This window comes from Cupriavidus sp. CPT47-8839-RL05A, assembly GCF_058792255.1.
Genome location: NZ_JBYTEG010000019.1, coordinates 84,899 through 96,734, shown reverse-complemented (window position 1 = coordinate 96,734; position 11,836 = coordinate 84,899). Strand labels below are relative to the sequence as shown.

The following is an 11,836-nucleotide window of genomic DNA, read 5'->3' as shown; positions in this document are numbered from 1 at the left end:
GCTACCGTTCCAGCCGCCGCCCCAGCGCCCACAGCGCGGCCAGCCCCAGCGCCACGGCGCCCATCAGGCCGATCGACCACCAGAACCCGTGCGGCTCGCGCAGCCAGGGCATGCGGTCGAAGTTCATACCGAAGACACCGGTGATCAGTGTCAGCGGCATGAACAGCGCCGTGATCAGCGTCAGCGCGCGCATGGTGCGGTTGGTCCGGTGCGCCACGGCGGAGAAGTGGATCTGCACCGCCGACTCGATCGAATCCTCCAGCCGGCGCGCGTGCGCCAGCACGCGCTGGATATGCTCCATCACGTCGTTGATGCGCACCAGCAGCACCTCGTCACGCCCCGGCGCATTGGCCGGGCCGCCGGGCTGGTCGCTGCTGTAGCGGTTGTCGAGCAGGCTGTCGCGGAATTCCTGCAGCGCGTCGCGTTGCTCTTCGCTCAGGTGCTCCAGCTTGCGCAGCTGGATGCGGGCATCCAGCAGTCCCTCCCAGCTTGAGAAGCTGCGGCGCGAATTGAGCAGCGCGCGCTGCCAGCGGTCGAGCTGGCGCGTCAGCGGCGCGCGCAGTTCCAGGTAACGGTCGACCATCGCATTGAGCAGGCGCAGCATCAGGTCCTCGGGCCGGCTGGGCGGGCGCACGCCGTGCAGCAGCGGCTGGCCATTGCCGCGCACGGGCGTGGCCTGCGGGCGTGGTGCCTGGCATAGCTCGACCAGGCGCTGGCGCACCTGGTCAACGGTGCGCGATTGCCCCGAGCGCACCGTGACCAGCACCGTGTCGAACACGAAAAACGTGACCGGCTGGGTGTCGATCTTGGCCAGTGCCGGGAGGAAGCCGGGCGGATAGCGCTTCTGGCGGGCGGCGGACTCGGCAGCGGACGGCTTCGCCGTGCCGGCCGCAGGGTCCTGCGGCTCGGCCTCGGCGATGGCGCGGCTGGTCTCGAAGGTGAGCTTGCGGAAGATCACCATGTCGTACGCATTGGTCGTGTCGAAATACGACGGATGCGCGGCATTGGTGGCGTCGGCCAGGTGCAGGTCCAGGATCGGCGCGCCGGCAAGCTGGCGCACGCTCTCGCGCCAGGCATCCGGCGCGGCGGTGACTTCCTCGGTGGAGAAATCCGCCCAGACGAACAGCGACGCGGCATTGCCGCCGAGGAAGTTGCCCGCGTCGGTGAGCGAGGCGAGCGGGTGTACCTGGCTGGCCGAGAAGCCTAGCAGTTCCATAGGCGCTCTGTCGGTTGGCCGCTCAGGCCGTCAGCAGCCGCGCGGCGTCGCGCGCGAAATAGGTTAGGATGCCGTCGGCGCCGGCGCGGCGGAAGGCCAGCAGCGATTCCATCATCACCTTGTCGTGGTCCAGCCAGCCGTTCTGCGCGGCGGCCTTGAGCATCGCGTACTCGCCGCTGACCTGGTAGACGTAGGTGGGGAAGCGGAACTCGTCCTTCACGCGGCGCACGATGTCCAGGTACGGCATGCCGGGCTTGACCATCACCATGTCGGCGCCTTCCAGGATGTCCTGTGCCACTTCGCGCAGGGCTTCGTCGGTATTGGCCGGATCCATCTGGTAGGTCATCTTGTTGCCCTTGCCCAGGTTGGCGGCCGAGCCCACCGCGTCGCGGAAGGGGCCGTAGAACGCCGACGCATACTTGGCCGAGTACGCCATGATGCGCGTATGGATATGGCCGTTGTCTTCCAGCGCAGTGCGCACCGCGCCGATGCGGCCATCCATCATGTCGGACGGGGCCACGATGTCGACACCGGCTTCGGCCTGTGCCAGTGCCTGGCGCACCAGGATCTCGACGGTCACATCGTTGATGACATAGCCGTTGTCGTCCAGCACGCCGTCCTGGCCGTGGCTGGTGTACGGGTCGAGCGCCACGTCGCAGAGCACGCCGAGCTCGGGGAAGCGGTCCTTGAGCGCGCGCACGGCACGCGGCACCAGGCCCTCGGGGTTGGTGGCCTCGATGCCGTCCGGCGTCTTCAGCGACGGGTCGATCACCGGGAACAGCGCGATCACCGGGATGCCCAGCTTGACGCAGTCTTCGGCCACCGGCATCAGCAGGTCGACCGACACGCGCTCGACGCCCGGCATCGACCCCACCGCCTGGCGCTGGTTCTGGCCGTCGAGGATGAAGACGGGGTAGATCAGGTTGTCCGGCGACAGGCGATGCTCGCGCATCATGCGGCGGGAGAAATCATCGCGGCGCATGCGGCGCGGGCGGTATTCGGGGAAGGTGGACATGGCGGGCTTCTTGACTGTAGGGCTGGACAGGAAAGCGGGCCGGCAAGCACGGCGCGCGCGGCAAAGCGCGGTCCAAAGCCGCTGGCCGAAGAAAAACTAAACTTTTGAGCGTGCCCGCTATCATACTCGCGGACACTTTGCGTTGCGCCCTGCGTGGCGCGGTGTCTCCCGCTACTCCTCCCTGAGCGGGTACCCGCCCCAGCGGCGGGAAAGTTTGTCCCCGTTGCTTGCAGCGGGGCTTTTTTTTGCGTGCTGACCTGGTGATTACACTGCGGGATCGGCAGCAGGCGGCTCGCTCTTCTCCGCTGCGGACCGGGCTTCGGCCTTCTGCGCTTCCGGCAGGTTGAGCCAGCCGGCGATCACGCCCTGCGCCTCTTCGATGCCGCGGCGCTTCAGGCTGGAGAAGAGCTGTGCCGTCATCGGCACCGGTGTTTCCATCTGCTCGGCGTAGCCCTGCAGCATCTTGCGGGTCTCGCGCAGCGCCTTGGCGTTGTCGCTGTTGGTCAGCTTGTCGGCCTTGGTCAGCAGCACGTGGATGGGGCGCCCCGTCGGCAGGAACCACTCCACCATCTGGCAATCGAGATCCGTGAACGGACGGCGCGCGTCCATCATCAGGATCAGGCCGGACAGTTGCTGGCGCGTCTGCACATAGTCGCTCAGCAGTCCCTGCCAGTGGTACTTGGCCGAGCCCGAGACCTCGGCATAGCCGTAGCCGGGCAGGTCGACCAGGAAGGCGAGCGGGTCGGGCGCCTTGACCGGCGCCACCGAGAAATAGTTGATGTGCTGCGTGCGCCCGGGGGTGCGCGACGAGAACGCCAGCCGCTTCTGGTTGCACAGGATGTTGATGGCCGTGGACTTGCCGGCGTTGGAGCGGCCGGCGAACGCCACCTCCGGCACGGCCGTGGCGGGCAGGTCGCGCAGGTGGTTCACGGTGATGAAGAAGCGGGCCTGGTGAAGAAGGGACATGCGCTAGAGCGGTGGGGCGGGCCGCGGAGGCTGTGCGCATTGCGCATGCCGGGGCCGGGGTCTCGCCAGGGTGGGATGGCTGGCGGCCTGGGCCGCCCGCCGGGGTTGATCTGGCGCAGCCCGAAAGGGGCATGACAAGGCGCAAGGCATCAATCCGGCACATAACTTATTGTACAATACGCCGGTTTACGGTCTCCTGAACGGGTGACGCGTGGCATCCATGGCCGCGTGCCTCGACTGCCGTCGTCCGGGCGGGAAGCCTAGTGTGTCGTTCCATCGTGGGCAGGGCCTTTGCCCCGCATTGCGCGTTGCACCGGAGGGTGCGGCGGCGGGAGCGGGCTGGCGGGGTCTGCCGCCACGGCCAGCGCTTTGCGGATCGGTCAGCCGCGCGCGGGTGGCCACGATACCAGCCTTTGCACCGGTGCGTCCTCACCGCCGGCAAAGCGCCGGGGCGGCACGCATCACGGTATCCAAAACAATTCAGAGAAGGTGTGCGAATGAACCGCATTGCGAAGATTCTGGGTGTCCTGGCTTTGGCCGTTCCTGCCGCCGCCCTTTCCGGAATGGCATCTGCCGCAGAGCAGGCCGCCGCAAAGGCTGACCCGGCCAAGGGTGAAACGCTGTACACGCAAGGTGCCCCCGACCGCAATGTGCCCGCCTGCCTGAGCTGCCACGGCGCCGCCGGCAACAGCGCTGCCGCCGCCAACCCGAAGCTGGCCGCCCAGCATCCCGAGTACGTCCACAAGCAGCTGGCCGACTTCAAGTCCAAGGCACGCAACAACGCGATCATGGTGCCGATGGCATCGGTACTGACCGACGAGGAAATGCGCAACGTCGGCGCCTACCTGGCCAAGCAGTCGCTCAAGCCGGCCACCGCCAAGAACAAGGACACCATCGAAGCCGGCCAGAAGATCTACCGCGGCGGCATCGCAGCCAAGGGCGTGCCCGCCTGCGCCGCCTGCCACGGTCCTACTGCCGCCGGCATCCCCGCCCAGTACCCGCGCATCGGCGGCCAGTGGGCGGACTATACCGAGGCACAACTGGTGGCATTCCGCCAGGGCACCCGCAAGAACAACCCGGTCATGACAACCATCGCCGCCAAGATGTCGGATGCCGAGATCAAGGCGGTGGCGGATTACGTCGCCGGCGTTCGATAACGATTCCGCGACTCCGCTGGCGCCCGCCAGGCGCCGGCGCGTTGGTTTGGCGGTCCCCCGTTCCGGCGGGGGGCCGCGGCATGCAACCGAACGCGCCTGTCACAATCGAAAAGGGTGGCCTGCTTGCCAAAGCAGGTCCGCCCTTTTTTCATTTCCAGCCGCACGTTGTTTTAGGTTTCCCTGCACATGTCGACCGCTTCCACTTCAGGGCTGCACCTGAAGACCTCTCACCGCGTGCTGCGCGACGCGGTCGAATTGTTGTCCTCGATGCGCTTCGCGATCGCGCTGCTGACGGTGATCTCCATCGCCAGCGTGATCGGCACCGTGCTCAAGCAGAACGAGCCGTATCCCAACTACGTCAACCAGTTCGGGCCGTTCTGGGCCGATGTGTTCCACACGCTGTCGCTGCAGAAGGTCTACGGTTCCTGGTGGTTCCTGCTGATCCTGGCCTTCCTGGTGGTGTCGACCAGCCTTTGCCTGATCCGCAATGCGCCCAGGATGGTGGCGGACATGCGCTCGTGGAAGGACCATGTGCGCGAGCGCAGCCTGCGCGCCTTCCATCACCGCGGCGAATTCGACGGCGCGCGCCCGCGCACCGAGGCGGTGAGCCGCCTGTCGGCGCTGCTGCGCAACCGCGGCTACCGCCTCAAGGCGGTCGAGCATGACGGCGCCACGCTGCTGGCGGCCAAGGCTGGCGCGGCCAACAAGGCCGGCTATATCCTGGCGCACACCGCCATCGTGGTGATCTGCATCGGCGGCCTGCTGGACGGCGACCTGCTGATCCGCGCGCAGATGTGGCTGGGCGGCAAGACCCCGATCAGCGGCAACGCGGTCATCAGCGAGATCCCGCCGCAGCACCGGCTGTCGGCGAGCAACCCGGGCTTTCGCGGCAACGCCTACGTGCCCGAGGGCTCGACCGTCTCCACCGCGATCCTGAACATTTCGGACGGCGCGCTGGTGCAGGACCTGCCGTTCGCGATCACACTCAAGAAGTTCAAGGTCGATTTCTACGAGACCGGCATGCCCAAGCTGTTTGCCTCGGATGTGATCGTGACCGACCGCGCGACCGGCAAGCAGACCGAGGCCACCATCAAGGTGAACGAGCCCCTGATCGTCGACGGCATCGCCATCTACCAGTCCAGCTTCGAGGACGGCGGCTCGCGCCTGAAATTCGTCGGCTACCCGATGCAGGGCAGCGGCCACGCCACCTTCACCATCGATGGCGCGGTGGGCGGCAACAAGCCGCTGGCGGGCACCGGCACCAGCGCCGACAGCGATGGCCTGACGGTCGAGTTCAGCGACTTCCGGCTGATGAATATCGAGAACGTCACCGATGCCTCGGGCAAGCCCGACGCGCGTGGCGTGGCGCGCAAATCGTTCAACGAGACCCTGGAAAAGCACCTGGGCGCCGCCGCCAGCACCGACCGCGCCAAGACGCTGCGCAATGTCGGCCCGTCGGTGCAATACAAGCTGCGCGACCGCACCGGCCAGGCGCGCGAGTTCAACAACTACATGGTGCCGGTGCAGATGGACGGCCAGTCGGTGTTCCTGGCCGGCATGCGCGAATCGCCCAGCGAACAATTCCGCTATCTGCGCATCCCCGCCGACGACCAGGGCAGCGTGGCCGACTGGATGCGCCTGCGCGCCGCGCTGCAGGACCGCGCGCTGCGCGGCGAGGCCGCGCGCCGCTTTGCGCTGGCCTCGATGCCGGGCGATGACAAGGCCGACCTGCGCCGCCAGCTGGCCGAAAGCTCGCTGCGTGCGCTCGACCTGTTCGCAGGCGCCACGCGGCCTACGCCGGATTCGCCCCCGGGCGGCTTCACCGCGATCGCCGCGTTCCTGGAGAAATCCGTGCCCCCGGCCGAGCAGCAGAAGGCCGCCGACGTGCTCCTGAAGATCCTGAACGGGTCGATGTGGGAGCTGTGGCAGCTGGCGCGCGCCCAGGACAAGCTGCCGGTGGTAGCCAACAGCGCCCAGAGCGGCACCTTCCTGCAGCAGGCCATCAACGCGCTGTCGGACAGTTTCTTCTACGGCGCGCCGGTGTTCCTGCAGCTCGACGACTTCAAGGAGATCAAGGCCAGCGTGTTCCAGCTGACCCGTGCGCCGGGCAAGAACATCGTGTATCTTGGCTGTCTGCTGCTGGTGCTGGGCGTGTTCGCGATGTTCTATATCCGTGAGCGCCGGGTCTGGATCTGGGTGAAAGACAAGCCCGCAGAGGGCGACACCGAGCCTGGCAGCCATGTGCTGATGGCGATGTCGACCCAGCGCCGCACGATGGATTTCGAAAAGGAATTCACGGCGCTGCGCGACGATATCGGCCGCGCCGCAGGGGGCCGCAGCGAGGCGCCCGAGCCCGCCGGCACCCCCCACTGAATTGAGCAGGTACGCTATGTCCTCAAATGTGAACCAGGCCGGTCCCGCCATGCGCGGCACCACGCGCGCCGACACCGGCGCTGACGAGGCCTATCTCGAACCTTCCTTCCTGCGCCGCCTGACCTGGGTGGACTGGCTCTTTGCGCTGGCGCTGGCAGTTGGCGCCGGCGTGGCGCTGTCGCAATACGGGCAGTGGATGGACGGCTACGACAAGGCCGTGCTGATCGGCGCCGTGCCTGCGTTCGCACTGCTCGGCTGGCACTGGAAGGCGGTGCGCCCGCTGATGCTGGCGCTCACCGCGCTGTCGCTGTTCGCGATCCAGCTCTACCAGGGGCAGCTGGCGCGCGCGGACCAGGCCTTCTTCCTGAAGTATTTCCTGTCAAGCCAGTCGGCCATCCTGTGGATGAGCGCGCTGGTGTTCCTGTCCACGCTGTTCTACTGGCTCGGGCTGGCGGCGCGCTCGAACACGGGCTACAGCATCGGCAGCAAGCTGTGCTGGGGCGCGGTGGTGCTGGGCTTCACCGGCCTGCTGGTGCGCTGGTACGAGTCCTACCTGATCGGCACGGACATCGGCCACATCCCCATTTCCAACCTGTATGAAGTGTTCGTGCTGTTCACGCTGATCACTTCGCTGTTCTACCTCTACTACGAAGGCCGCTACGCCACGCGCGCGCTGGGCCCGTTCGTGATGCTGGTGGTGTCGGCCGCGGTGGGCTTCCTGCTGTGGTACACGGTCAGCCGCAATGCGCAGGAGATCCAGCCGCTGGTGCCGGCGCTGCAAAGCTGGTGGATGAAGATCCACGTGCCGGCCAACTTTATCGGCTACGGCACCTTTGCGCTGGCGGCGATGGTCTCGGTGGCCTACCTGCTCAAGCAGCGCGGCATCCTGGCTGAACGCCTGCCATCGCTGGAGCTGCTCGATGATGTGATGTACAAGGCCATCGCAGTCGGCTTTGCCTTCTTCACCATCGCCACCATCCTGGGCGCGCTGTGGGCGGCCGAGGCCTGGGGCGGCTACTGGAGCTGGGACCCGAAGGAAACCTGGGCGCTGATCGTCTGGCTGAACTACGCGGCGTGGCTGCACATGCGGCTGATGAAGGGCCTGCGCGGCACGGTGGCGGCCTGGTGGGCGCTGGTCGGCCTGCTGGTGACGACCTTTGCGTTCCTGGGCGTCAACATGTTCCTGTCGGGCCTCCACAGCTACGGCGAACTGTGACGCGGCGCCATGCTGCAATGCAAAACCTGCCTCCGGGCAGGTTTTTTTTCGTCTTTTTTCAATTTTTCTGGATGCCCATGGAATAAAGGCGTCACATCCGGTGTTTACTTGAGGAGCGGTGCCGGCTGGCGGTACCGGTTTGTATGGAGAACAAGATCATGGCACGTGTGCGTCTTACCACTGCAGCATCCCTCGTTCGTCCCGCCGCGCTCGCGCTCGGCTGTGCGGCTGTCCTGCTCGCCGGTTGTTCCGGCATGGGCCTGGGCGGTGGCGGCGGCGCCGGCAACTTGCCGCCCACGGTGAAGGTGACCAGTGGCGTGCTGACCGATCCGCAGGGCCTGACGCTGTACACCTTCGACCGCGACACCGCCGGCAGCGGCAAGAGCGCCTGCAATGGCCCGTGCGCCACCAACTGGCCGCCGCTGATGGCCGCGCCTGGCAGCAATGCGTCGGGCCAGTACACCATCATCACGCGCGATGACGGCGGCAAGCAGTGGGCGTACCGCGGCATGCCGCTGTACCGCTTTGCCAAGGACGCCAAGCCGGGCGACCGCACCGGCGACAACCTCAACAACGTCTGGCACGTGGCCAAGCCCTGACGCTTCGGCAGCCACCGCAGCCACGGCATGGAAGGGTTTGACGGCCAGCTCGTCGCGCTGGCGCCGCGGCTGCGGCGCCATGCGCGCGGCCTCACCGGCGACGCGGCGCTGGCCGACGACCTGGTGCAGGACACGCTCGAGCGCGCGCTGCGCTACCGCTGGCGCTTCCGCCTGCGCCCCGGCGCCTGGTGGGGCGACGGCGCCGATGGCCTGCTGCCGTGGCTGCTGACCCTGATGCACCGCCTGCGCCTGAATACCGTGCGCAGGAAGGAACTGGTGGTCACCACCGAGACGCTGCCCGAGGTCAGCGCCCCCGCTGACGACCCCGGCCTGCGCCGCGACCTGGTGCAGGCGCTGGCGCAACTGCCGGAGGCGCAGCGCGCGGTGCTGCTGCTGGTCAGCCTGGAACAACTGACGTACGCCGAGGCCGCGCGCGTGCTCGATATTCCGCAGGGCACGGTGATGTCGCGCCTGGCGCGGGCGCGCGAGCAGATGCGGCGGCTGCTCGACGGCGCCGGCCCGGCCCGGCCTGCCGCCGCCAGCCCCCTGCAGCGGGTGAAATGATGTCCGCCATCCACGAAGCCGATCTACATGCCTACGCCGATGGCCAGCTTTCCGGCGCGCGGCGCGCCGCCGTGGAGGCGTACCTGGCGCAGCACCCGGAGGCGGCGGCACAGGTCGCAGTCTGGCGCCGGCAGGCCGATGCCCTGCACGGGGCGCTGGATCCCGTACTGAACGAACCCGTACCGCTCGCGGCCTTGCCGCCGGGGCTGCACGGAGATCGCAAGCGCAATGCCGCGCGAACCAAGCCGCGCTGGGCCATGGCGCTGGCGGCCACCTGCGCGTCGGTGGCGCTGCTGGCGGTGGGCGGCGCTCTCGGCTGGCTGGCGCATGACCGCCTTGGCAGCAGCACGCTGGTGCTGGCGCCCGGTCAGCGCTTTGCGCGCGAGGCGCTGGCGACGCACGCGGTCTACGCTCCGGAAATGCGCCACCCGGTTGAAGTCGCGGCGACGGAAGAGGCCCACCTGATCGCATGGCTGTCCAAGCGCCTGGGCACGGCGCTGCAGGTGCCGGACCTGCGCGCGCAGGGCTTCCACTTGATCGGCGGCCGCCTGGGCGTGGCCGAAGGCGGCCCGTCGGCCATCCTGATGTATGAAGCGGACGACGGTACGCGCCTGTCGCTGCAGCTGCGGCGCATGGCACAGGGCACGCCCGATACGGGCTTCCGCGTCGAGCGCATGCCAGGCGCAGGCTCCAGGCGGCCAGCCGCCGGCCGCGACCCGATGATGGCCTTCTACTGGATCGACCGCGACCTGGGCTTTGCGCTGGCGGGCCCGCTGGAACGGGCGCGGCTGCTCACGGTGGCGCAGGTGGTGTACCAGCAGTACCAGGGCGGATAGCCGCGCGCGAGGTGCCGGCGGCACATTGCGTGTGCCTGGCACCTCATGATCCGCGGCATTCCGACGCAGGCACAAAAAACTGTCAGGACTGGCCCGCACTCTCCGACCAAGGCCAGAGTCCAATCCTGCAAGCGTGTGGGCGCGACCGGCGCCGGCACGGCCAGGCAACGAGGAAAACCATGCTGATCCCTACCCCCAAATGGTTGCGCGGCGGCGATATCGCCGCCGGCGAGATCACGCCCCGTCACGTCTTCGAAGCGCGCCGCCGCGTGCTGGCGCTGGCCGCGGCCGGCGCCGCCGGCAGCACGCTGGCGCCGTGGTTCGCGCGCCAGGCCCTGGCGCAGGGGCAGCACGGCCAGAAGCTGGCTGCCACGCCCAACAACGCCTATGTCATCACCGACAAGCGCACGCCCTTCGAGGACGTCACCACCTACAACAACTTCTACGAATTCGGCACCGACAAGTCCGACCCGGCGCGCAACGCCGGCACGCTGCGCCCGCGCCCATGGCAGGTGTCGGTGGAGGGGCTGGTGAAGAAGCCCAAGGTCTATGACCTGGACGAGCTGATGAAGCTGGCGGCAATGGAAGAGCGCGTCTACCGCCTGCGCTGCGTGGAGGGTTGGTCGATGGTGATCCCGTGGATCGGCTACCCGCTGGCCGAGCTGATCCGGCGCGTCGAGCCGCAGCCTGGTGCCAGGTACATCCAGTTCATCACGCTGGCCGACAAGAAGCAGATGCCCGGCGTCAGCAGCGGCGTGCTCGACTGGCCGTACAGCGAGGGCCTGCGCATGGACGAGGCCATGCACCCGCTCGCGCTGCTGACTTTCGGCCTGTACGGCGAGGTCCTGCCCAACCAGAACGGCGCGCCGGTGCGCATGGTGGTGCCGTGGAAGTACGGCTTCAAGAGCGCCAAGTCGATCGTGAAGATCCGCTTTGTCGACAAGCAGCCGCCCACCAGCTGGAACCGGGCCGCGCCGCAGGAATACGGCTTCTATTCGAACGTGAACCCGGACGTGGACCATCCGCGCTGGAGCCAGGCTACCGAGCGCCGCATCGGCGAGGAGCGCGGCAGCGGCTTTGGCGCGTTGTTCGCACCCAAGCGCAAGACCCTGCCGTTCAATGGCTACGGCCAGCAGGTGGCGTCGCTGTACCAGGGCATGGACCTGAAGAAGTTTTTCTGATGCAAGGCGAGCGCATGGCTACCTCTTCCACCAGCGCCGCCGCCGTGGCGGCGCGCAAGCCGGCCGGCCTGGCCACGCTGTCGCCGCAGCGCGTGCGCGCGCTCAAGCTTGCGGTCTGGCTGCTGGCGCTGCTGCCGTTCGTACGGCTGCTGTACCTGGGGGCCACGGAGCAGTTCGGCGCCAATCCGCTTGAATTCGTGACGCGCTCCACCGGCACCTGGACGCTGGTGATGCTGTGCCTGACGCTGACCATCACCCCGCTACGCCGCCTCACCGGCTGGAACTGGCTGATCAAGCTGCGGCGCATGCTGGGCCTGTTCGCGTTCTTCTACGGCCTGCAGCACTTCCTGCTGTGGATCGGCGTGGACCGCGGATTTGACCTCGCCTACATGATCAAGGACGTGTACAAGCGGCCCTTCATCACGGTCGGGTTCACCGCCTTCATGCTGATGGTCCCGCTGGCGCTGACCTCGACCAACGGTATGGTGCGCTGGCTGGGCGGCAAGCGCTGGCAGGCGCTGCACAAGCTGGTCTATGCGATCGCGGTGCTGGCCATCCTGCACTACTGGTGGCACAAGGCGGGCAAGAACGACTTTGGCGAAGTGTCGATCTACGCGGCGGTGGTGTTCATGCTGCTGGGGATGCGGCTGTGGTGGCGGCTGCGCAAGCCCGCCGAGGGGGTGCGCCAGCCCGCCACGTAGGCGGGCCGGGCT

At 67.7% G+C, this 11,836-nt stretch carries 11 protein-coding genes; 8 read left to right on the top strand and 3 right to left on the bottom strand.

Annotated features, from left to right (window positions below):
* Position 1: 1 nt before the first annotated feature.
* The 3 genes from AC3WVS_RS22585 to yihA form a co-directional block, all read right to left on the bottom strand.
* Positions 2-1,216 (bottom strand): magnesium transporter CorA family protein, encoded by a 1,215-nt coding sequence (locus AC3WVS_RS22585; RefSeq protein WP_492320434.1) that lies wholly within the window; start codon positions 1,214-1,216, stop codon positions 2-4.
* A 22-nt stretch (positions 1,217-1,238) separates the two neighbouring features.
* Positions 1,239-2,231 carry a porphobilinogen synthase gene (hemB, locus tag AC3WVS_RS22580; RefSeq protein ID WP_492320433.1) on the bottom strand — a complete coding sequence of 331 codons (993 nt, stop codon included), beginning with the start codon at positions 2,229-2,231 and terminating at the stop codon, positions 1,239-1,241.
* A 264-nt stretch (positions 2,232-2,495) separates the two neighbouring features.
* A complete protein-coding gene (gene yihA, locus AC3WVS_RS22575) occupies positions 2,496-3,197 on the bottom strand; it encodes a ribosome biogenesis GTP-binding protein YihA/YsxC (RefSeq protein ID WP_492294440.1) in 702 nt (233 codons plus the stop codon).
* Positions 3,198-3,694: 497 nt separating this feature from the next.
* On the opposite strand from yihA, the gene AC3WVS_RS22570 reads away from it, so the two are divergent.
* The 8 genes from AC3WVS_RS22570 to msrQ all read left to right on the top strand — a co-directional run bounded on the left by AC3WVS_RS22570 (position 3,695) and on the right by msrQ (position 11,824).
* Positions 3,695-4,354: a c-type cytochrome gene (locus AC3WVS_RS22570; protein ID WP_010812367.1), complete on the top strand. Its 660-nt coding sequence runs from the start codon at positions 3,695-3,697 to the stop codon at positions 4,352-4,354.
* Between the two features lie 186 nt (positions 4,355-4,540).
* The gene (locus AC3WVS_RS22565) at positions 4,541-6,727 is read left to right on the top strand and encodes a cytochrome c biogenesis protein ResB (RefSeq protein ID WP_492320432.1); all 2,187 of its coding nucleotides are present in this window, start codon (positions 4,541-4,543) and stop codon (positions 6,725-6,727) included.
* A 49-nt stretch (positions 6,728-6,776) separates the two neighbouring features.
* Positions 6,777-7,943, top strand: coding sequence for a c-type cytochrome biogenesis protein CcsB (gene ccsB / locus AC3WVS_RS22560; protein ID WP_492320449.1), 1,167 nt, complete (start codon positions 6,777-6,779; stop codon positions 7,941-7,943).
* 158 nt (positions 7,944-8,101) lie between these two features.
* Positions 8,102-8,542: a COG4315 family predicted lipoprotein gene (locus AC3WVS_RS22555; protein ID WP_011616154.1), complete on the top strand. Its 441-nt coding sequence runs from the start codon at positions 8,102-8,104 to the stop codon at positions 8,540-8,542.
* Positions 8,543-8,569: 27 nt separating this feature from the next.
* A complete protein-coding gene (locus AC3WVS_RS22550) occupies positions 8,570-9,106 on the top strand; it encodes an RNA polymerase sigma factor (RefSeq protein WP_492320431.1) in 537 nt (178 codons plus the stop codon).
* Positions 9,103-9,942 (top strand): anti-sigma factor family protein, encoded by an 840-nt coding sequence (locus AC3WVS_RS22545; RefSeq protein ID WP_492320430.1) that lies wholly within the window; start codon positions 9,103-9,105, stop codon positions 9,940-9,942. The genes AC3WVS_RS22550 and AC3WVS_RS22545 overlap by 4 nt, the downstream gene beginning before the upstream one ends.
* A 179-nt stretch (positions 9,943-10,121) precedes the next feature.
* Positions 10,122-11,123 carry a protein-methionine-sulfoxide reductase catalytic subunit MsrP gene (msrP, locus tag AC3WVS_RS22540; protein WP_492320429.1) on the top strand — a complete coding sequence of 334 codons (1,002 nt, stop codon included), beginning with the start codon at positions 10,122-10,124 and terminating at the stop codon, positions 11,121-11,123.
* A complete protein-coding gene (gene msrQ, locus AC3WVS_RS22535; protein WP_492320428.1) occupies positions 11,123-11,824 on the top strand; it encodes a protein-methionine-sulfoxide reductase heme-binding subunit MsrQ in 702 nt (233 codons plus the stop codon). Before msrP ends, msrQ begins: the two co-directional genes overlap by 1 nt.
* Positions 11,825-11,836 lie beyond the last annotated feature (12 nt).